The organism is Allosphingosinicella deserti (assembly GCF_003012735.1).
GTDB classification, from domain to species: Bacteria; Pseudomonadota; Alphaproteobacteria; order Sphingomonadales; family Sphingomonadaceae; genus Allosphingosinicella; species Allosphingosinicella deserti.
This window is the reverse complement of sequence record NZ_PXYI01000005.1, coordinates 198,663-219,273: the sequence shown is the minus strand read 5'-3', so window position 1 is coordinate 219,273 and position 20,611 is coordinate 198,663. Positions and strand designations below refer to the sequence as shown.

At 65.0% G+C, this 20,611-nt stretch carries 10 protein-coding genes and 1 tRNA gene; 6 read left to right on the top strand and 5 right to left on the bottom strand.

Annotated elements, in window-relative coordinates; all coding sequences use genetic code 11:
- Positions 1 to 82 precede the first annotated feature (82 nt).
- Entirely contained in the window at positions 83 to 1,189 is a 1,107-nt protein-coding gene (gene mnmA / locus C7I55_RS16420) for a tRNA 2-thiouridine(34) synthase MnmA (RefSeq protein WP_106514096.1), read from the top strand.
- Positions 1,189 to 2,037, top strand: a complete 849-nt coding sequence (locus C7I55_RS16415; protein WP_106514095.1) for a pirin family protein — start codon at positions 1,189 to 1,191, stop codon at positions 2,035 to 2,037. The genes mnmA and C7I55_RS16415 overlap by 1 nt, the downstream gene beginning before the upstream one ends.
- 7 nt (positions 2,038 to 2,044) lie before the next feature.
- Here the strand turns inward: C7I55_RS16415 and C7I55_RS16410 are convergent, their stop codons facing one another.
- Positions 2,045 to 4,702, bottom strand: a complete 2,658-nt coding sequence (locus C7I55_RS16410) for a TonB-dependent receptor plug domain-containing protein (RefSeq protein WP_106514094.1) — start codon at positions 4,700 to 4,702, stop codon at positions 2,045 to 2,047.
- A 177-nt stretch (positions 4,703 to 4,879) separates the two neighbouring features.
- Here C7I55_RS16410 and C7I55_RS16405 point away from each other — a divergent pair, with 177 nt between their 5' ends.
- The 4 genes from C7I55_RS16405 to C7I55_RS16390 all read left to right on the top strand — a co-directional run bounded on the left by C7I55_RS16405 (position 4,880) and on the right by C7I55_RS16390 (position 7,586).
- Positions 4,880 to 5,203, top strand: a complete 324-nt coding sequence (locus C7I55_RS16405; RefSeq protein ID WP_106514093.1) for a polyhydroxyalkanoic acid system family protein — start codon at positions 4,880 to 4,882, stop codon at positions 5,201 to 5,203.
- Between the two features lie 85 nt (positions 5,204 to 5,288).
- Complete coding sequence (locus C7I55_RS16400) at positions 5,289 to 6,608, top strand: FAD-dependent oxidoreductase (RefSeq protein ID WP_106514092.1); 1,320 nt, start codon at positions 5,289 to 5,291, stop codon at positions 6,606 to 6,608.
- A gap of 145 nt (positions 6,609 to 6,753) precedes the next feature.
- Positions 6,754 to 6,830, top strand: a tRNA-Pro gene (locus tag C7I55_RS16395).
- Positions 6,831 to 6,893: 63 nt separating this feature from the next.
- On the top strand, positions 6,894 to 7,586 hold the full coding sequence (locus C7I55_RS16390) for a Crp/Fnr family transcriptional regulator (RefSeq protein ID WP_106514091.1): 693 nt from the start codon (positions 6,894 to 6,896) through the stop codon (positions 7,584 to 7,586).
- On the opposite strand, the gene C7I55_RS16385 is transcribed toward C7I55_RS16390, so the two are convergent.
- The 4 genes from C7I55_RS16385 to C7I55_RS16370 all read right to left on the bottom strand — a co-directional run bounded on the left by C7I55_RS16385 (position 7,579) and on the right by C7I55_RS16370 (position 20,371).
- Positions 7,579 to 9,153 (bottom strand): TRAFs-binding domain-containing protein, encoded by a 1,575-nt coding sequence (locus C7I55_RS16385; protein WP_158266456.1) that lies wholly within the window; start codon positions 9,151 to 9,153, stop codon positions 7,579 to 7,581. The genes C7I55_RS16390 and C7I55_RS16385 overlap by 8 nt on opposite strands.
- 9 nt (positions 9,154 to 9,162) lie before the next feature.
- Entirely contained in the window at positions 9,163 to 9,822 is a 660-nt protein-coding gene (locus C7I55_RS16380) for a hypothetical protein (RefSeq protein ID WP_106514089.1), read from the bottom strand.
- Positions 9,823 to 9,881: 59 nt separating this feature from the next.
- On the bottom strand, positions 9,882 to 11,579 hold the full coding sequence (locus C7I55_RS16375) for a toll/interleukin-1 receptor domain-containing protein (protein WP_106514088.1): 1,698 nt from the start codon (positions 11,577 to 11,579) through the stop codon (positions 9,882 to 9,884).
- A gap of 140 nt (positions 11,580 to 11,719) precedes the next feature.
- Entirely contained in the window at positions 11,720 to 20,371 is an 8,652-nt protein-coding gene (locus tag C7I55_RS16370; protein WP_106514087.1) for a beta strand repeat-containing protein, read from the bottom strand.
- Positions 20,372 to 20,611 lie beyond the last annotated feature (240 nt).

Here is a 20,611-nt window from a genome sequence, read left to right as displayed (position 1 = left end):
GTTGAAGACCGGGTAAAGACGCGGCCCAAGATTGAAGCGGGGGTGGGTTTTCACCGCCGCTGACCTTATGTAAGCGCCCGATATGCAGGTAGATTTTCAGCTCGGCCGGCCCGCGGAGGGATCGCGGATCGTCGTCGCCATGTCCGGCGGGGTCGACAGTTCGGTCGTCGCCGCGCTCGCTGCGCGCAGCGGGGCCGAAGTGATCGGCGTGACGCTGCAGCTTTACGATCATGGCGAAGCGATCGGGCGCACCAAGACCTGCTGCGCCGGACAGGACATTTATGACGCGAAGACCGTCGCCGACCGACTTGGCATCGCGCATTATGTGTTCGACTATGAAAGCGCGTTCCGCGACAGCGTCATCGATCGCTTTGCCGACGAATATATGAAGGGCCGCACGCCGATACCCTGCGTGTCGTGCAATCAGAGCGTGAAGTTCACCGATCTGCTCGGCCTCGCCCGCGACCTCGGCGCGGATTGCCTCGCCACCGGCCATTATGTCCGGCGGATCGTCGGTCCGAACGGCACCGAGCTTCACCGCGGCGCCGATCCGGCGCGCGACCAGAGCTATTTCCTGTTCGCCACCACGGCGGAGCAGCTCGATTATCTGCGCTTCCCGCTCGGCGACCTGCCCAAGCCGTTGGTGCGCGAACTCGCCCGCGACCTCGGCCTCGTCGTCGCGGACAAGCCCGACAGCCAGGACATCTGCTTCGTTCCGGGCGGGGATTATGCCTCGGTGGTGAAGAAGGTGCGGCCGGAAGCGGCGGAGGAAGGCGATATCGTCGATCGCGCCGGCCACGTCCTCGGCCGTCACAAGGGCCTCATCCATTTCACCGTCGGCCAGCGCCGCGGCCTGGAACTCGGCGGCCAGGCCGAGCCGCTCTACGTGATCCGCATCGACGCCGCCGCACGCCGGGTCGTCGTCGGTCCGAAGAGCGCACTCGCCGTCCGCTCGGCACGCTTGTCGGCGATCAACTGGCTCGGCGAGGGGCAGCGGGACGGCCTCAGCGCCAAGGTCCGCTCGATGGCACGGCCGGCGCCGGTGCGCTTCGATGGCGGGTCCATCCACTTCGAGCGGCCGGAATATGGCGTTGCCCCCGGCCAGGCCGCAGTGCTCTATCAGGGTGACCGCGTGCTCGGCGGCGGCTGGATCGAAGAGACGGTCGCGGCCGAGCTCGAGCCCGCCTGATGCGCAGCCGTCAGGTCCTGCGCCTGCACGCCGCACATCGCGACGACATCGGCGATCTCGTCACCCGGCGACCCTTGCCGGGGCCTGGGCTTGCCCATCTCGATCCGTTCCTGTTCCTCAACCATCACGGACCGCAAGTCTATCCGGCGGGTAATCGCGGCCTGCCGTTCGGGCCGCATCCCCATCGCGGGTTCGAGACGGTCACCTTCATCCTCGAGGGCCAACTCTCCCATCGCGACAGCGGCGGCCATGAAAGCGTGATCCGTGCCGGCGGCGTTCAGTGGATGACTGCCGGCAGCGGCCTTGTCCACGCCGAACTGTCGCCGGAAAGCTTCAAGCGCAGCGGCGGCCCGCTCGAGATCCTGCAGCTCTGGATCAACCTCCCTGCGCGTCTCAAGATGACGAAGCCGGCTTATGTCGGGCTGGAGGCCGGTGACGTGCCGAGCGTGGCCTTCGAAGGCGGCACACTTGCGCTGGTTTCGGAACGATGGGACAGCATCGAAGGCCCGATCAGCCCGCTTGCCGACATTCGCCTGATGCTGGTCCGGCTGCGCGCGGGCGGAGCGATCGACATTCCAGTCGCGGCGGGACGCACCATCTTCCTCTACTCGGTCACCGGGAAGGCGGAGGTCGGCGGAACCCTGGTTCCTGAGCATCACCTCGCCGAACTTGGCGCCGATGGCGACGGAGTCTCGATCCGCTCCGCGACGGAGACTCTCATCCTGTTCGGCCACGGCGCGCCGTTCGGTGAGCCGATCGTCTCGCACGGCCCGTTCGTGATGAACAGCCGCGAAGAGATCGTCGAGGCCGTCCAGGATTATCAGGCCGGCCGCTTCGGAGGCCTCTGAGCGATCTTCAGAAGCGGACGGACATTCTTCCATAGACGAAGCGGCCGTTGAACCCGAACGGCGAGAAGGACGAGAACGGCGTCACATAGCTCGACGTCGGATAGAAGACGTTCGCGCCGGCCGCCGTGGTGCCCGCAAGGCCGGCGGGGATTCCGGTGGGATAGATGTCGAAGACGTTGTTGGCGCCGAGCGCGAATTCGAACATCTCGCCGGCGCTCGCCCGCACTTCGAAGTCGGTGATCCACTTGGCCTCCATCGCGACATCGTTGAAGATGCCGCTGCCGGCCGGCCCGAGTTCGCCGCCCGCGGCAAGCACCTCGCCGTAGCGGTTGGTCCGCGCCGTGAACGCAAGCCAGTCATGCTCGTAGTCGATCGAGAAATTGACCTTGTCGCGCGGCTGGCCGTCGGTGAGGCGCAATTGCTCCTGTCGCCCGAACAGGACCACCCCGGGCACCGCTGCGAGCGGCCCGGGCGCGGCGAGGATGCGCTGCAGCTTGGTCTTGTTGTAATTGTAGCCGGCGGTGAGCGTGAGGCGGCCGGTCGCGCCGATGTCCATGCGATAGGTTCCGACCACGTCCACCCCGCGGGTGCGGGTGTCGAGCCCGTTGACGAAGAAGCGCGCGGCGTTGGTCGTGGTGAACCCGGCGTTGTTGAGAATGGTCGCGATCGCCCGGCCCGGATTGGTGCCGGTCGGGTTTCCGGCTGCATCGCGGGTGGCGTTGAGATTTTCGGTGACGACGATGCGGTCGTCGATCGTGACCTGGTAGACGTCGACCGTGACGTTCAGTCGCGGCACCGCGTTGAACACCAGGCCCGCCGAATAGGAAACCGACGTTTCCGCATCGAGCGGCGTCGCGCCAAGGGCGATGGCGATCGGATTGTCGACCGGTAGGGTCACCGTCTCGAGCAGCAGGCCGTTGACGCTGTTGGTCGCCTGCGCCGCGAAAAATTGCTGCTGCAGCGATGGCGCCCGGAAGCCGGTCGAGGCGGAAGCCCGGAGCGCGATCCCGTCGACCGGCTCGAACCTCGCGGCGATCTTGCCGTTCCAGTCGGATCCGAAATCGGAATAATCCTCGTAGCGGCCGGCAATCTGGAGATTGAACCGCTTGGTGATGTCGGCGTCTATCTCCGCATAAGCGGAGACATTGTGCCGCGCCCGCTCGCGGTCGACCTGCTGACCGCCGATGATCGGCGCGAATCCGGGGAATCCTTGCGCGCCCGACGCGCCGCCGAAAGCGCCGCCCTGATAGCTGGCGGTTTCGCCGGGGCGGATGCGGAACGTCTCGCGCCGATATTCGAGGCCGCCGGCGATCGTCGCGCTGTCGACAAAGCCGATCCCGAGATCCTTGCTGACGTCGAGATTGGCGAGCGTCTGCGAATAGCGCAGCCCGCCGGAATCGAAGCGGGTGGGCGAGGTCGGCCCGAACGAGCGGTTGAGCGTGTTGGAAATCAGGAAATCGAAATCGTTCTTGGCATGGCCGCCGGAGAGATCCCAGCGGAAGCCGCCGATCTCGCCGCGTAGACCGATCGTCCCGGCCTTGTCGTCCAGCACTGTGTTGATCAGCGGCAGGAAGCCGTTCGGGTAGATCGACTGGATGTTGCGGGCATCGCTTGCGAGCCGGTAGAAGGCCGCGCTCTGGCCGTTGCGACGGCCGTAGCTGGCAAAGGCGTAGAGCTCGATATCGTTACCGAGCGGCAGCCCGGCATTGGCGAACAGCAGGATATCGCGCGTATCGGGATCGCCGTAGCGGTGGCTCAATCGGTTGAAGGTGAATTCGCGCGCATCGACTTGCCCGCCGATCAGATCATATTGGCGCCGCGGATCGTAGCTGGTGCGGTTGGTGCTCTCGCGATCCTGATATTGGGCGGAGAGGGTGAGATGGCCCTCGGCGCCGATCGGCAGGCCGACGATGCCGGCAACCGTAACCGTCTGTCCGTCCTCGACGTGCCGATCCTTGCCGGTAGTGGCGAGGTTGTAGGTGCCGTCGATCGCGGTGGTCGGCTGCCCGTTGGCGCCGGTGACGAGGCCGGTGACGCGCTCGTCGCCCTGCACGTTCGAAATGTAGGTGCCGTAATTGACCTGGACTCGGCCGCCGCTGCGACGGTCGGAGAGCTGGAAGTTGATCACCCCGCCGATCGCGTCGGAGCCATATTGGGCCGCGGCACCGTCACGAAGCACCTCGACGCGGCTGAGCGCGATCGACGGGATGAGATTGATGTCGACCGCCGCGCTGCCGCGTCCGACCGACCCGTTGATGTTGAGCAAAGCGGTGGTGTGGCGGCGCTTTCCGTTGACGAGGACGAGGGTTTGATCGGGGTTCAGTCCGCGCAGGGTGGCGGGGCGCACGACGTCGGTGCCGTCGGTGATCGCCGGCTGGGGGAAATTGAACGAGGGAACCTGCTGGTTGAGCAGCCGGTTGGTTTCGGTGAAGCCGCTGTGCGACAGGGTTTCCGCCGATACCACGTCGATCGGCACCGGGCTGTCGGCTATGGTCCGGTCGCTGCGGCGGGTGCCGGTGACGATGATTTCCTGCTGGGTGTCGGCGGGCTCGGTCTCGGCGGCGTCGCCCGGGGGATCCTGCGGCGTCTGTGCGATCGCGGGGGCAGCGAGAAAGGCCAAAGACGAGAATGAGGAGAGCCAGACAGAGCGCGAGAAACGAGTCATGGAATTCCCTTTTGTGCAGCTGACACCGTCTTGTGTGAGGAAAGCTGATCCAATTCCCGTAGGTTGAAAACGCGTTTTTTGTTGCGGTTCGAGAATGTTGCAGCACTGTGGTCGCGACACCACAGAGTTGAGTCAGTACGCCAGCGAAACGAAGTCCCCTCACTGCCAGGAGTGCTTATGGCCAGTCCGATCATCGTAGATCTTCCCCATTCGCTGGGCGCGGCGGAAGCCAAGCGCCGGATCCAGAACGGCATCGGGCAGCTCACCGATCATTTGCCGGCGGGCGCGCAGGTCGAGAAGAACTGGTCGGGAGACCGGATGAACTTGAAAGTCACCGCGCTCGGCCAGGATGTCAGCGCATCGCTCGACGTGCAGGAGAAACTGGTGCGGGTCGAGGTGACCCTTCCCGGCATGCTGTCCTTTTTCGGCAAGCAGATCGAAGGGCTGCTCCGCCGCCACGGGCCCGAGCTGCTCGAGGATCGCAGCGGCCGCAAGCCCTGACGACGAGCCGATACCGGCCAACGCGGGTTGCCAAGCCGGGATGCGGCGCTAGCATTCGAGGGCACACAGGCCCGGGAGAGCGCGGATGCGGCACATAGCGATCATCGGCTCCGGCCCCGCCGGCTTCTACAGCGCCGAGGGGCTGCAGAAGCAATTCGGCGCCGGCGTCAGGATCGATCTGATCGACCGCCTGCCCGTGCCCTACGGTCTGATCCGCTCCGGCGTGGCGCCCGATCACCAGTCGATCAAGGCGGTGTCGAAGCGCTACGAGAAAGTCGCTGTGGCGGAAGGGGTCCGCTTCGTCGGCAATGTCCTCGTCGGCCGCGACGTATCGGTCGACGAGCTTCGCGACCTCTATGATGCGGTAATCGTCGCCACCGGCGCGCCGGCCGATCGTCCGCTCGCCATTCCCGGAAGCGACCTGCCGGGCGTGATCGGCTCCGCGGCGTTCGTCGGCTGGTATAACGGGCACCCCGATTTCGCCGATCTCGATCCGCCGCTCGACGGAACCGGCGCGGCGGTGATCGGCAACGGCAATGTCGCGCTGGACGTCGCCCGCATCCTTTCCAAGACCGAGAAGGAGTTCGAAGGCTCCGACATCGTCGGCCACGCGCTCGACGCGCTCGGCCGTTCCGCCATTCGTGTCGTGCACGTGCTTGGCCGGCGCGGCCCTCACCAGATCGCGATGACTCCCAAGGAGCTCGGCGAGCTTAGCCACCTCGAGGCGGCGGCGCCGCACGTCGATCCCGCCGATCTGCCGCCCGAACCGGAGGATGCGGCGCTGGAGCCGGGCGTTCGCAAATCTGTCACCCATTTGCGCGACTTCGCGGCCACCGTTCCCGAAGGCGCGGCGGGCGGCAAGAAGGTGATCGAATTCGAATTCTTCGCGATGCCGGTCGCGGTAGAGGGCGACGGCAAGGTCGAGCGCCTGATCTTCGAGCATACCCGCCTGACCGACGACGGCCGCGCGGTCGGCACCGGCGAGCGCCACGCGATCGACTGCGGCCTGATCGTCACCTGCATCGGCTACCAGACGCCGCCGATCGAAGGCATACCCTACGATCAGGCGCGCGGCCGCTTCGCCAATGACGAAGGCGTGATCGGCGACGGCGTCTATTGCGTCGGCTGGGCCCGGCGGGGGCCGACCGGAACGATCGGCACCAACCGGCCCGACGGCTTCGAGGTCGCCGAAAAGATCTTCGCGCGCTTCGGCACCGGCGACGGCGGCAAGCCCGGCGGGAGCGGGCTCGACGCGCTCCTCCAGGCCCGCGGCGTGTCTCCCGTCCCGTTCTGCGACTGGCAGCGGATCGAGGCGGCCGAAGCCGCACGTGCCCGCACCGGGAGTCCGCGGGAGAAGTTCGTCAGCATCGCCGACATGCTCGGCAGCCTCGCCCCGCCCTCCTGAAAACCGCCTCCCGGCCTCGCGCGGAGACCTCCCCCGCCCACGCTCTGAAGGCCGCAAAAGATCACCAAGAGACCGCTTGCGCTGCCGAAAACCGCCCCCTATAGGCTCGCTCCTGCCTTCCGGTCGGCGCAAGCCGGTATCCGGTCGGGGAGTAGCTCAGCCTGGTAGAGCACTGTCTTCGGGAGGCAGGGGCCGGAGGTTCGAATCCTCTCTCCCCGACCATTTTCTTTGCTCCAGCCCGCGCACGCCGTTGCGAATTCTTGGAATCTCGGGTCTGATCCCCTCATGGAAAGGGGCTCCAATGCCGGCGATCCGCAGGGCCACGCCGCGCACGATCTCATCGCGCGCATCTTCACCTGCTCCGCCGAAGTCGCCGCCCAGGTCATGCGCCGGGGCCGGGTCTGCGCTTATGCCGGGAATGCTACGATCCTGCGCCAGGGCGATTGGCTGAGCACCGCCTTCCTGCTCCTATTCGGCCGTGCCCAGGCCCTGCTCTACAGCGCCGACGGCCAGATGGTGCTGCTCCACGAATATAATCCCGGCGACCTGTTCGGTGCGCTCGGCGAGCTCGAGCCGGTGCGGCAGGAGGCGGATGTCCGCGCGCTCGAGGATGCACGTGCGCTGGTCCTCGAAGCTGCCGAATTCGCCCTGCTCGCGCAGCAGCACGGCTGCATCAGCCTTGCCCTCTCGCGCATGCTGCTCAAGCGCCTGCGAAAGACAACCGAGCGGATGTACGAGCGCGCCGCCATCTCCGCCATGGGGCGGGTCTATGCGGAACTGCTGCGGCAGGCACGCGCATGCGCTGATCTCACCATCCGGCCTGCTCCCGTGGTGGCGGAGTTGGCGCTGCGCGTTGCAACGACCCGCGAAACGGCGTCACGCGCGGTGAACGGACTCGAGCGACGCGGGATCATTCGCCGCAGTCCGGATGCTCTCGTCATTGTCGCACCGCGGCGGCTGGAAGCGTTGATCATGTAGATCGCGGCCTCAGCACGAAGAGCTCGATGGCCGCGCCCGACGCGCGCAGTTCAAGTTCCCCGACGAGTTCGCTCGTCGGCCCGGCGTGGCCGGAAACGGCCAGAGCGGCCGCGAAATCGTCGGTGACGCAGGCAGTGCCGGCTGGGGTTGAATTCGCCGCAGCTTTGGCCGGTCCGAGGGAGGCGATCGGGAGCCGCTCGCCACCCGAGAACGGGTCGGTAAACGGCACCACCGCGATGTAATCGCCGCCGACCCGCCACCCTGCATCTGCCAATCCCAAGGCAGTGTGGGCGGCTTCAGTTGCATCCTCGAAGGCGAGCAGGACCTGATCATCCGCCAGATAAGGCGGCACCGCGGCACGCGTATATTCCGAGAGATCTGCCTTCGCGCGACTGAGCGACACGGCCGGGCCATCCAAATCGTCGAGCTGGATACATAGCACTGCGAGAGCACGCCGGTGCGCCACAGGTGCAAGCTTACCCGACAGATCGGGCGCAATCGCTTCTCGCGGCGCACGAATCAGATGCTGGCGCCACCCGCCTGCTGCCCATTGAGCCAGAGCGGCACCGGTCGAGCCACCGGCTGCCGCAGCATCGGTGTCGATGACGAGGATCTGCACTGGCTGGCTCTCGAGCCTGCTGGCATTGATCAACGCCGCTCCCATCGCAACTTCGTCGGCAAGTCGGATTGTTTCCACATCGGGTGCGATATCGATCGGCCGGATCGACCTGATCGTTTCCGCCTGGGCAAGCGCCCTGTCGAACCGTTTACGCCAGTCCGCTCCGAATGGATCGACGGAGCAGGCCGCGAAGGCGCCGGCGCCTCCAGGAAGTACAAGGTGCAGCGCGCCACCACGCTCGAGTAACGCTTCCGCGATGAGGATGTCCGCGCCTGCCGCGAGGGCGCCAAACCCGAAGCCGACCCGCTCGGCTTCGAGAGTTGCAGCAATCGCCTCCACAAGCCGTCGTCGGCCACCGACGGCGGCCTCGAACGACATGTGACCACCGAAATGTAGCGAGCGGGGCGGGCGGTAGGCATTCAGCCACGAGGAATCCTGCCGTTGCTCGGAAAGGATCAGTTCGAACTGCCGCAAGGTGGAGGCATGATCTTCCCAGGCGGACGGCGCGAGCGCAATCGCCTCGGCAAACGCGTCCTCCGCGGCACTGCGCTGGTTAAGCAGCAATAGCGCCTCCGACTTCGTGGCCGCTCGGTAATAAGGTGTTTCGGGTTCCTCTGGTGCATCTTCGATGCGCTGGAGAACACGCAGCGCCAGTTCCCGCGCTTCTGCAGGTTCACCGCTTAGCAACGCCAATGATGCAGCATTGATGAGCGGATAGGTCGATTGCTCCCCTCGACCCGCTTCGGCGTAGGCATCCGCGGCCTCCCGATAGAGCGCGCGACGCGCGTGCCCGGTCGCTCGGATCGCATTATCCTTGAGCAGGCGGCCCTTCAAACACAGAGCCGGCGGGCGATGATCGCAATCATGCCCGCCGGCCCGGAACAGGTTCCACGCTTCGTCCAGAGCACCGGCTCTCGCAAAGGCGAGAATCTCCTGAAGTGAATGCACGATTCGTCTTTACCGGTACATCGCCTGAAGCACCTTGTGCACCTCGCGCCGGATATGCTCTGCGAGCCAGAGCGACGGCGGCGGCACAGGTCCACCCATGTTCGTTCCACCAGAATCCTCCAGCAGCCTCAATCTGCCACCGACGAAGTTTACCTGGACCGAGAAATTCTCGTATGCATAATCTTCAAGGTCTTCGCCATTTTCCTTGCAGAGATGATTTTCATAACATGCGAAATTTATCTTTTTTGGCCTATCGTCTAGAATGAGTTCGATAGAGAATTTCTCCCCGTTTTTAAACGTATAATTCGCGGATCTCCCACCGATCTTTGTAAAGGTAATCGGCTCTCCCTCGAAGTCAGCGCCGTCGTCGCGCGCTACAATGTAGTAGCTTTTCCGCTCCATTTTCATTTTTCGATGGCTAGATGAGAATCGCGGGGGATCCCTTTCGTCTTTCGCGGCGTTCAAAAACAGCTTTTGCGCGATTTCTCGTCTATCAAAGGGATGGTAAATGTCGTAATATTCGTACGGAGCTATGTCATATACGTTATCAATCCCTTTGCGATAGTAAAAGAAGTATGCCGCGTGAAACTGCGGCTCACCCGCGACCGCGGTCGCAACGTCCACTTCTGCAGGATTCTTGAAGCTGACTATCTCGGCATGCTGATCCATGATCAATCTCCTCTTGCTTCTACGCCTTACTTACCCGAGTTGATGCGGTGGGACAGTGACTAGGCGCCTTTTCCCAGAGCATTGAGACAGTTTGCAAATTCCGCGACGCGGGGATTGCGCTGCGCGCGCATGGTAGAGGCAGCCCCTCTCAGTTCGCTGCGGACCCAAGCTCGCGAGACGTTGTCGGGCGGTCCAAGCTTGCCGAATATAATGTCGCATGCAAGAAATACGCGGAGCAGTAGCCACTCGGAGTTGCTCGGATCGCGGGCCGTGAGAGCGCCCGAACGAGCCCAGGCGCGACTGAGGAACGACCGTCCCTCCTCGGCGCGGCCCAGATTGCCCAGCATACGAGCAAGTCCGCGATCGGCAACCGCAAGGCGGAACAGTTTTTCAAAGCTCGAGGAGTCGGCCTCGTGCAGTCCGCTTACAATCTCATGCTGACGAAGTCGTGCTTCCAGCCCGTCATTGCGAAGATCCTGCGCCCAATAGCTCTCGGCGAGCCAGCCATAAGCATTCGCCAACGCGAGGCGGGTGTTCTCATCCGACCGGTCGGCCTGAGCGGCATTGGTGAACCAACGGACCGCTTCTCGATAAGAGAGCTGCGCAGCCGCGGCATCCCTGGCGCCGTTGAGCTGCAGATTCCCCAGATCGATCGCCGCCCAGGCGACCTGCTTCATATATTCGGGATTGTGGGGATCGCTGGCAATCAGGCTTTCGGTGGATACGCGGAAACGGCGATAGTGCACCTCGGCCAGCCGCCATTGCTGGCGCAGCTCGTAAACTCGGCCAATCCAATATTCGCTGCGGCCGTGCACGAAGAGCGCTCCCGGATCATCCGCCGCACTCTCCATGGCGGCAGCACTGTTCGTGTGGGCCTGGCGAAAAAATCGAAGAGCGGTCTCCAGATTCCCCCGCGTGAGCGCGTCTTCGCCAGCCGTCTGATTGAGGCGAGCGCGATTGGTGAGATCGCCTCGAGACCCTGCGGCTCGCTCGCGTTCTCGGTAGAAACTCATGGCGCGATCGTTGACGGTTGCCATGATGTCGAGGCGGCCCACCTCCCTCAATTCTCGGCGCAGATCGGTCAGCATGAATTCAACCAGTCCCTCCGCCTCGGCACGTTGGCGTTCGGCCTCCGCTCGGGCGTTGAAGGCGAAGATCGCCAATGCGGTGGTGACTAGCATCATCATCAGCGCACCCATCGTGACGGCCATCACGCGGCGGATTCGGCGCTGGGCGTCCCGCTGGACGAGGGCGTCGAGGCCGGTACCGGCAAGGCCGGCGACCAGTTTCAGCAGACCCAGGCGGCGGCCATCGCCCTGCTTGCGCAGATCGGCGGCGAGCGGCTCGGCACCATTGGCGCCGAGCGGGGGCGGAAAGCATTGCGCCGGCTCGCCGTCGAGGATCGCGGCTAAGATCGGCCTGCCGGGATGGAGCTCCCGAAAGGTGTCGATCTCCTTCGCCACCCATGGCGACGCCGCGGCATTGGGCGAGCAGACGACGATCAGGCTTTGGGAGGCCGCCAGCGCCGCACGTACCTTCTCGGACAGATCGCCTGCCGCCGGCAACTCCTCACGATCGCGGAAGATCGGCGAAAGTCGTGCGGGGACGATCCCGCGGTCGCCCTCCTTACCGGCGAGTCGTCGCGGAATTCGATAACCTTCGAGCCGGCGATGAAGCCAGCGCGCCTGCTGCCCATCCTTGTGATTATAGCTCAGGAACGCGCGATAGCGCGCTCCTTCCTCCTGCCCCGCCACCATGTCTGCTCCCCGAAGGACATGGAATTATTGGAGAGGCTGCCACAGTGCGCGCGACTCAACAAGTAGGCAGCGAGCGCGACCTTGGTCTTATTTCGAAGGCCGGCTTCCATGCGTGCGAGCTCTTCAAATTTTCACAGCGCTTACACGAAGTAGACCGAAGTCGCGTCAAGCGACGCCACCGGCTGGGCGAACTCGATCACATAATCCTGGCCGGCCTGGTAGGATCCGTCGCCATTGCCGTCGATCACTGCGAAGGTGCGGCCGGCGGAATCGCCGCTGCTGGCCGTGAACAGGACCGCCGAGTGGCCGTTGAGCGAAGCGTTCACCGCCGCCGCGAGGTCACCGTCGAAGCTGGCGGTGCTGAGCCCGCCGGTGCTGACGGTGCCGCTCCATCCGGTGACCGCGAACGGCAGGTCGATGCGGTCGACAAAGGTACTGAACTTCTCGATCGTGTCGAAGCCAAGGCCGGTGGACTCCGCCGCCGACGCATAGACGACCGTATCGCCGCCGCTGCCGCCGTTCAGAATGTCACGCCCGAGACCGCCGCTGATCCGGTCGTCGCCGAGCCCGCCGTAGAGCGTGTCGTTGCCGGCGCCGCCATCGACGACATCGTTCTGCCTGCCCGCAACGAGCAGATCGTCGCCGGCGCCGCCGAGGATGCGGTAGCGGCCGTTCGCTTCCGCCATGCCGAGGAAGGTCAGCGTCTCTCCGGCGACCAGGCTCGTCGCATCGACCAGCAATTGCTCGCCGGCCGCGACATTGCCGTCCGCCATGGTCAGGTAATAGTCGAAATCCGCGCCCCCCCCGCTGCCGAGCCGCAGCCGCTCGATCGAGATCATCTGGGTCTCGCCGAACGCATAAGCGTAGTCGCCGGCGAGCTGCAGCGCATCCTCGCCGCCGCCGCCATCGACGCTGTCGCCCGACTCCCACTGGTCGCCGAAATAGAAGCGATCGTTGGCATTGCCGGGGCCGCCGTCGCCATGATCGTGGCCACCCTGCTGAAACAGGAACTGGTCGGCGCCGCTGGTGCCGGTCGTCGTGTCGTCACCGGCGCCGCCATCGACGAAGCCGTCGGTGGCGAGGCTGATCGTGATCACGTCCTGATCGGTCCTGGTGCCGCCGGTGCCGGCGACGCCGAGATCGCTGGTCGTCACCGTCAGCGAGTCGACCCCGTGATAGTTGAGCGCGCCGCGATAGACGAGGCCATCGAGCGCGGCGTTGATCGCCGCGGCGGTGCCGCTGAACGTCATCGTCGAGTCACCGGTGCCGTCGCCGACACTGAAGCTGAGCCCCGCTAAGCCGGACAGGGTCAGCAGCCCGTTGGCAACGCTCAAGCTGACTTGCAACGTGCTCGCCTCGGCATCCGACACGGTGATCGCGTTCCCGTTCGCCGTTGAGAAGACCAGGTTCACATCCTCGGTGCCGGCCTGGGTCGGCGTCAGGCTGTTGATCGGGGCGTCGTTCACCGCGGTGATTCCGACAGTCACCAGCTTCACGTCCAGGTTGGTCGCGCCGTTGCCCTGCCCCTGCCCCGGCGAACCGTCCGTGAACCCGTAGGCAAGATCGATCGAGAGCGGCGGTGTGTCGCTGGCGTTGAGATACCGGACCGACTGGATCACTTGATCCGCCAAGGCCGAGGTCGCGATCGTTTGGCTGCTGGTGAAGCTGATCTGGATGAACCCGGTCGGGCTGATCGAGAAGGTGCCGAAGACCAGTCCGCCCGCCTTGAGCTGGTTGCCGTCGATCGTGAACCCCGAACCCGCAACGAGGCTGAAGACGTCCTGCGCATCGGCCCCCGGATTGCGGTTCAGGCTGAACGTCGCGCCGGCATAGTCGCCGAGCCCGCCATTCTTCTGATCGAGATCGACATCGGCGACGGTCACGCCCGAAAGCACGGCAATCGCCGTCTGCTCGGTCGCGGAAACCGGGGCAGCGGCACTGAGAGTCGGTGCGTCGTTGACCGCAGTCACGTCGATGGTGAGCGTGTTCGGGCTGGCATCGCTGCCGCCGTCATCGTCGGTGACGGCGAAGCTGATGCTGCCCAAGCCTGCACCATTGGCGTTGGATGTCGGCACGAAGCTGACCCAGCCGCCGGCGAGTTCGGCGGCGGTGAACACCCGCGGCAGCATCACATCCGTTGCGAGCGCCGGTCCGACCCCATCCGCATCGAAGAAGATCCTGCCGCCGCTGACGGAGCCGATCGTCACGCTGGCGAAGCTGCCGTCGACGTCGCTGAAGCCGAAATCGGCCGCGCTGAGCGTGCGCGCGGCATCCTCGTTGATGACGATCGTGCTGCTGGCCCCCGCCGGCAGATCGTTGATCGACGTCACTGCGATCGTCGTCGTGGCGGCGGGACTGTCGTCGACGCCGTCATTCACCGTCCAGCTGAGGGTTCGTGACGTGCCCGGCGCCTCGCTGATCGAGTCGAAGCCGACCTGGCGGAGCACCGCCTGATAGGTGGCGAGCGTCGCGGTGCCGGTCAGCGTCAGAACGCCGGTCGTCGCATTATAGGCGATCGTGATGCCGTTCACCGTGCCGGTGATGGCCCCGTTGACCGTGAGCCGATCCTGTCCGGCGATGAGACCGCCGGTGATCGTCACCCGCGCGCTCTCGATGTCGGTATCGTCGGCGTCGGTGATCAGCGCCGCCGGGGCGAGCACCAACGCGCCGCCGCCCTCGCTGTAGCTGCCGCTATTGTCGATGCCGGCAGGCGCGCCGTTGAGATCGAGTGCCGGCGGGAGGTTGTCCGGATTGACGTCGATCGTGATCGTGTTCGGCGTGGAATCGAGATCGACTCCGCCGTCGGTGGTGCCGCCGTCGTCACGCACCTGGAAGGTGAAGCTGGCGTAGTTATCGCCGGTTTCATCGGGACCCGGCACGAAGCTGAGCAGCCCGGCATTGATGTCCGCCCGCGAAACCGCCTGACCCGCAGTGACCGCAACGCCGTTCAGCAGCAATTCGCCATTGCCCGGCAGGGTGGAGATGATGACCTCGGCCCAGTCGTGCCCTTCGGCGTCGCCGAAGCCGAAATCGGTGAGGAAGAAGGCGTAGGGATCGTCCTCGCTGACCTCGATGGTCTTGTCGAAGCCGACCGGTGCATCGTTGACGGCGAGAACCGCGAACGAGTTCTGAAGAATGATCGTGCTGGTCTCGCCAGGGCCGCTGCCGTCGCCATCCGCCAACGTGTAGGTGACGGTGCGCGAACCGGCCGCCGGATCGTCGCCCGTGTTGGAGTATTGAACGGCGCGGATCACCTCATGAACCCGTTCCGACGTGGCATTGGCGTTGAGGGCGATGAAAAAGCCGAAATTCGGCGGTGACGCGACCGGAAAGAGGGTGCCGATTTCCACCCCGGCAACCGACACCGCCAGGGTACCGCTGTCGACGGCCACCGTTCCGGGCGCGAGCGAGAGGGCATCGTCGCCAACGGCGTTGATCGTGATGGTCAGCGTGCCCAACTCGAAATTGAAGCTGTCGACGTCGGTGACCACGGCATTGCTGCCGACATCGAGCAGCAGCGGCGCGCCATTCTCCGTATACCCCGCAGTGTCGCCGTTCAGGTTGGAGATCAGGGGCGCATCGTTGAGCGGTGTGACGTTGAACGTGAACGTGTTCGGCGTCTGATCCGTATCGGCGCCGCCATTGGCGGTGCCGCCATTGTCCCGCACCCGGAAGGTGAAGGTGTCGAGGGCGGTCCCAACCTGATCGTCATTCGGCGTGTAGGTGACGAGCCCGCTCGAGATGTCGGCTGCCGACGCGAAGCCGCCGGCGCTGATCGCGACCCCGTTGATCCTGATGACGCCATTCGCCGGGAGCGTGGTGAACATCACCCCTGCGAAGCCGTTGCCGTCGACGTCGCTGAAGTTGAAGTCCGCGGCGCTGAAAACGTGGGTCGAGTCCTCCGCGATCGTGGCGCTGTCGTCCTGACCGCTCGGCGCATCGTTGACCGCGCTGAGCGTGACGGTGGTGGTGACATTCGTGTCGTCGTCGCCGCCATTGGTGCGGCCGTCGCCGTCCACCAAAGTGAAGCTGACGTTGCGGGTCGCGATGCCTGGATCGATCTGGTTGGTGTTGCGATAGCCGAGCGCACGAACCAGCTCCTGAACGGCCGAAGGTGTCGCATCGGCGTCGAACGAGAAGACCATCGACAGGCCGGTGCCGGCGAGCGTCCAGGTTGCGATCTGGACGCCGCCCACCGACACCGTGCCCGACGCATTGCCGGCATCCATCGTCGCGCTGACGGCGCCGCCGGTCCTGATGACGATGGCATCGTCGTCGAGCGGATCGATGACGGTAACGGTCAGCGAGCCGCCGGCGAAATCCGGGCTGTCGCTGTCGGCGATAGTGGCGTCGAGGGAGGCATCGAATCCGACGGTGATACCGCCTTCGATGAAGTCGACGCTGTCCCCCTGAAGATTGCCGATCACCGGTGGCTGGTTCGGAATCTCGAACCCGACGTCGAGCGTGGTGTTGGTGTCGAGCGCCGGGCCGGTCGGCCCGGCCAATGTCTCGGTGCCGTAGGCGAGCGTGATCGCGCGCGTCGCAACGAGGCCGGAGAGCGGCTGGCCATTATTGTCGTTGTCGACATTGTCGTCCGGATCGTTGGCGCTCGCGCTCACGACGCGGCCGTTCAGCGCCCCGCCTCCGGAAAAATTGCCGGCGCCGATGACGACGATATAGTCGCCCGGCGCGAGATTGGCGAAGCTGTAAAACCCGTTCGCCAGCGTGGCGGTGGTCAGCGCCGTGCCGGTGCCGCCCGGCGCCGGCGTGTCGATGCCCTGCTGATAGCCGGCGCCGCCGCCAAGTTCGTTATAGCCGACATAAAGGTCCCCGGCGCTGAAGACGCCGTCATTGTTGCTGTCGGCATAGAGCGTGAGTGTCACGCCGCTCGGACCGGCCTCGCCGGGGTCGAGGATGCCATCCTTGTCGAGATCGATGAAGATCTGGCCGCCGAGCGTCAGCCCGTCGACGGCGGTGACGTTGGTCGCGCTGCTCTGCGGTGCGGTCTGATCGGAATCGACGGTCGCGCTGCCGGATACGCCGGCAACCAGGCCGTCCTCTCCGGAAGCGTTGACGATGTGGCGGAACTCGATGGTGACGCTCTGACCGGCCGGCAGATTGCCAATGTTGATCGGCGCTAATGCGAATGCGCCGACCACGGCATTGCCATTGGCCGACTGAACCTCCTCGCTGCCCGGCAGGCGCCGTTCGCCGGGATTGATCGTGCCGAACATCAGGTCGGCGCGGTCGCCCATCCCATATTCGTCGCCGAGGCCGATCTGATGGCCGAGCTCGTGCATCACAACGGTGAGGAGGTCGATGCGCGTGCCGGCGGCGGCCAGCGCGTCCACCGCGGAAAGCCGGCCGCCGGCCGCCTGATATTCGGCGTCGTCACCGGGCGTCGCGTCGACGAACCAGCTGAAGCCTGCGCCATTGTCGTCGATCCGGATCGTACCGCCGCCGCTTTCGGCGAGCTGCAGGCCGGCGAGCGTGTCGATGGACACGGCAACCCCGCGCATCGCGGCGAGCTGGGCGTCGGTTGCGCCGGCGGCCGCCCAGCGGGCGATCGCCGCGTCGACGATCAGGGCGAGCTCGGCCGGCGTGAGATTGCCGTCGTCGACGACCGCCGGGCCGGGCGCGGGCGCAACCGGCGCCGGCGCATTGCCGCTGGTTTCGGGGTCGCCGTCGTCGCCAGTCTGCGGGGCGGGAGCGGCATTCGACTCGACGGGCGGCGCGACGGCGGCGAAGATCGGCAGCGGATTGCTCGGCGTCTGCGCCGTGCCGGCGCTCGGCCCCGTCGCGGTGCCGCTGAGGCTGACCGCGATGTTGCCGGTCGTGCCGAGCGGCGTGTTGCCGTTGAGGTTCCAGGTCGCGACAGTGTCGTCTTCGATGCCGGCGCCGGCCTCGACGAAGCCCTGCAGGAAGATGCGCGGATTGTGGCTGTCGTCCAGCTCCGACACCCGCAGTCGCAGGAGATTGGGCCCGCCGGGCACGTTCAGATTGTTGTTGATGATGTTGGCGTAGATCTGGTTGGTTTCGATGTTGCTGCTCGACGACGAGCCGCTCTGGAGGTTGATTGCGGCGAGCATGCTGGGGTCGGCGGCGATGATGCTGTTCCCGGCCAGCGTCAGATCGAGGCGCGCGCTGCCCTCCCGCGCGATCGCATCGACCGCGGAGCTGTTGTTGCCCAGCCCCTGGGTCAGCGTGTTGCCGGACGCCTGGACGATCGCGCGCGAATTTTCCTGGGCGAGCACGCGAATCCCGCTGCCGTAGGCGCCCGTGATTCCGGGATTCTGGCTGTACGTCTCGATGTCGGCATTGTTGTTGATCCGGCCCATCACGGTCGCGTTCAGGAACGAGGTGATGTTGACAGCCGAACCGCCGCTCGATCGGATGGTCGGATTCGAATTGATGTTGAAGGCGACGTTGGCGTTGTCGTTGCCGTTGATGTCGATCCCGGTCCCGATCTCGGTGCCGCTGTCGATCACATTGTTGACGATGTCGACGCTGACCGTGGAATCGTCCTCGCCGATCACCTGGATCGCCTGGGTGCGCAGCCGCAGGAAATCGCTGTCGAGAATGTCGATGTTGGTGACGGGCGCACCGGCGGCATTGCTGAAGCTGCGGAACTGCAGCCCGCCTTCGCCGATTCCGCTGCTCTGGGTATCACGGAAGACGACGTTGTTCAGCGTCAGATTCAGGTTGACGTCGGTGTTGACGATGTCGAGGCTGTTGGTCTCGGAAAGGGCAATCTCGCTGTTGGTCAGCGACGAAGTGCCGGACAAATTGTTGAACTCGATGCCGCTTTCGTTGGCACCATTGCCGGCATTGTTGATCACGCTGTTGTTCAGCTGGAAGTTGCTGACATTGATGCCGGTGATGCCGTTGTCGAGGATCGTGCCGGTGATGTTGATGTTGTCGAACACTGCGCCGCTGACATTGCTCATGTAGACCGCGCCATTGGCGCTGGTGAGCGTCAGGTCGTTGCCCACTGTGTCGTTGGCATCGTTGGCGTTGGTCAGGTTTAGATTTTTGATGTTGACGTTCGCCGTGCCGATCAGCTCGATGCCACGGGCGTCTGTGTTCTGGATCGTGCCGCCCGATCCGTCGGTGGTGCCGGTGCCGGTGATGGTCAGGCCGGCCGTATTGCCGGTATTGTTGAGGACGATACCCTTGGCACCGCCATTGGCGCTGATGCTCTCGAAGGTAAGGCCGCCGGTGCCGATCGTGGTGGACGAAACATTGAGGGCGGTACCGCCGCTCGAGGTGATCGTGTTGCCCGAACCTTGAATGACCACGGTGCCGCTGTTCACCGCGCTGAATCCTGTGCCGGTGGTGGTGGTCAGGTCCATTCCGGCCCCCGCCCCGCTGAAGGCGATGGTGCCGCTGTTGTTGGTGAGCGAAACAGCGGTGCTGGCGCCGCTTTCGACGAAAATTCGGTTGTTGAAACTGATCGCGCCGGCATTGCCGTCGGCGATGATCCCAGGTCCGGAACCATCGGTGAACACGCCGGTGAAGGTGACCGTTCCGCCGGTGCGGTCCTGTATTTCGACGAGCGCCAGGCCGTTGCTGGAGATCGATCCACCATAAAATATGTTGGCGCTGCCCCCGGAACTGGCAGCGCCGCCGCCCGCCGCCCCGATCAGGAAGCCCTGGTTGGTGGCGGTCTGGATAACGCCGTTGGCGGCTCGAAACGAACCCGTCAGCAGGTTCGCGGCGGTACCCGCGAGATGCACGCCTTCGCTGGCGCCGCTCGCGTGCAGCAAGTTGATGTCGACGTCCAGGGCGCCGCCCTGGTCGATGTCGATGGCCTTGCCGGATCCGGTGATGGTAATGGCATCGATCTTCAACGCGCCGACGGTGCCACCGCCATCCTGAATTCCGACGGTGGAGGCGTCCCCGGTAACGACATTCACGCCGAGCACGCTGTTCCCGGTTGCGAGCGTGACGACGGTTCCGCCGGATGCCGTGATCGTCGCGTTGCTGCTCGCCGCGGCGAGATTGAAGCCCCCGACGGTGAGCGCCGCGCCGGTGCCGACAAGTTGCTGATCGGTTTCGAGCGCGATCGTGCCGGTGGCGCTGCCCTTCAGGTAGATGACGTCCCCATTGCCGTCGGGATCGCCCGCGCCGCCGATTGCGGCGAGCGTGTTGAAGGGGTTGTTCGACGTGCCGGTGCCGCCGCTTGCGGCGGCCGTGTCGACGTACCAGACCTCTCCCGACAGCGTGATCGTGACCGTTGCGGTGCTGGTGAGGTCGTCCGCATTGTTGGCGATGCCGTCCAGGCCATTGTCGCGGATGGTGTAGGTGAAGCTGTCGGTGCCCGTGTCACCGGCCTCGTTCACGTAGTTGAACGAGCCGTCGCTGAAGATGTTGAACGTGCCGCCGCCGGCGCTGACGCCGTTGCTGACCGTGACGATCGAGAAACCGGGCGCATCGTCACCGGCGATCGCAGACGGTCCGCTGCCGACGTCGTTGGCGAGCAGATTGCCAGCCACGACCGAGGATGGGCCGGCACCGATGTTGCCGGCGCCGCCGACCCGCAGCACCGTGTTGCCGACGGCGGTGAACGAATCGTTGAACGCGATCGGGGAAATGTTGAGCGTGCCCGGAACCAGCGTCGAACCGCTAAGCGAGTCGGCAATTGAGACGCCGGTTGCAAGGTCTGCCGGCGATGCGGACGCATTGGTCACGACGATCCAGGTGCGAAGCGTATCGCCGGGATCGACGACGCCGGTTTCATCCTGGTCGTGGAACAGATTCGTGGTACGCGTGATCGTGAAACTGACAGCCATTTCTACCCTCCCCCCGGAGATAGAGTCGGAAACGGCGCCATTTGTACGCACGCGACTCCCCGGCAACGGGATGACATAGAAAAGCGCGCGGAGCTAGGCCGACGATCATGCGACAACGATTTTCTCGTGCGCTCAGTCTCCGAAGAGCCGGCAACAATCGCAGCCTATTCGGCTAAAGCCGACAGATCCCCAATCTAGGAACTTACGCTCTGGTCGGAGATTCTTGAACGACGTTCCGCC

What these genes read in the sequence shown, in the direction of transcription:
- C7I55_RS16410 (WP_106514094.1), bottom strand. Translation starts at nt 4,702, where the DNA reads ATGACTCGTTTCTCGCGCTCTGTCTGGCTCTCCTCATTCTCGTCTTTG.
- C7I55_RS16415 (WP_106514095.1), top strand. Translation starts at nt 1,189, where the DNA reads ATGCGCAGCCGTCAGGTCCTGCGCCTGCACGCCGCACATCGCGACGAC.
- C7I55_RS16370 (WP_106514087.1), bottom strand. Translation starts at nt 20,371, where the DNA reads ATGGCTGTCAGTTTCACGATCACGCGTACCACGAATCTGTTCCACGAC.
- C7I55_RS16405 (WP_106514093.1), top strand. Translation starts at nt 4,880, where the DNA reads ATGGCCAGTCCGATCATCGTAGATCTTCCCCATTCGCTGGGCGCGGCG.
- mnmA (WP_106514096.1), top strand. Translation starts at nt 83, where the DNA reads ATGCAGGTAGATTTTCAGCTCGGCCGGCCCGCGGAGGGATCGCGGATC.
- C7I55_RS16380 (WP_106514089.1), bottom strand. Translation starts at nt 9,822, where the DNA reads ATGGATCAGCATGCCGAGATAGTCAGCTTCAAGAATCCTGCAGAAGTG.
- C7I55_RS16375 (WP_106514088.1), bottom strand. Translation starts at nt 11,579, where the DNA reads ATGGTGGCGGGGCAGGAGGAAGGAGCGCGCTATCGCGCGTTCCTGAGC.
- C7I55_RS16390 (WP_106514091.1), top strand. Translation starts at nt 6,894, where the DNA reads ATGGAAAGGGGCTCCAATGCCGGCGATCCGCAGGGCCACGCCGCGCAC.
- C7I55_RS16400 (WP_106514092.1), top strand. Translation starts at nt 5,289, where the DNA reads ATGCGGCACATAGCGATCATCGGCTCCGGCCCCGCCGGCTTCTACAGC.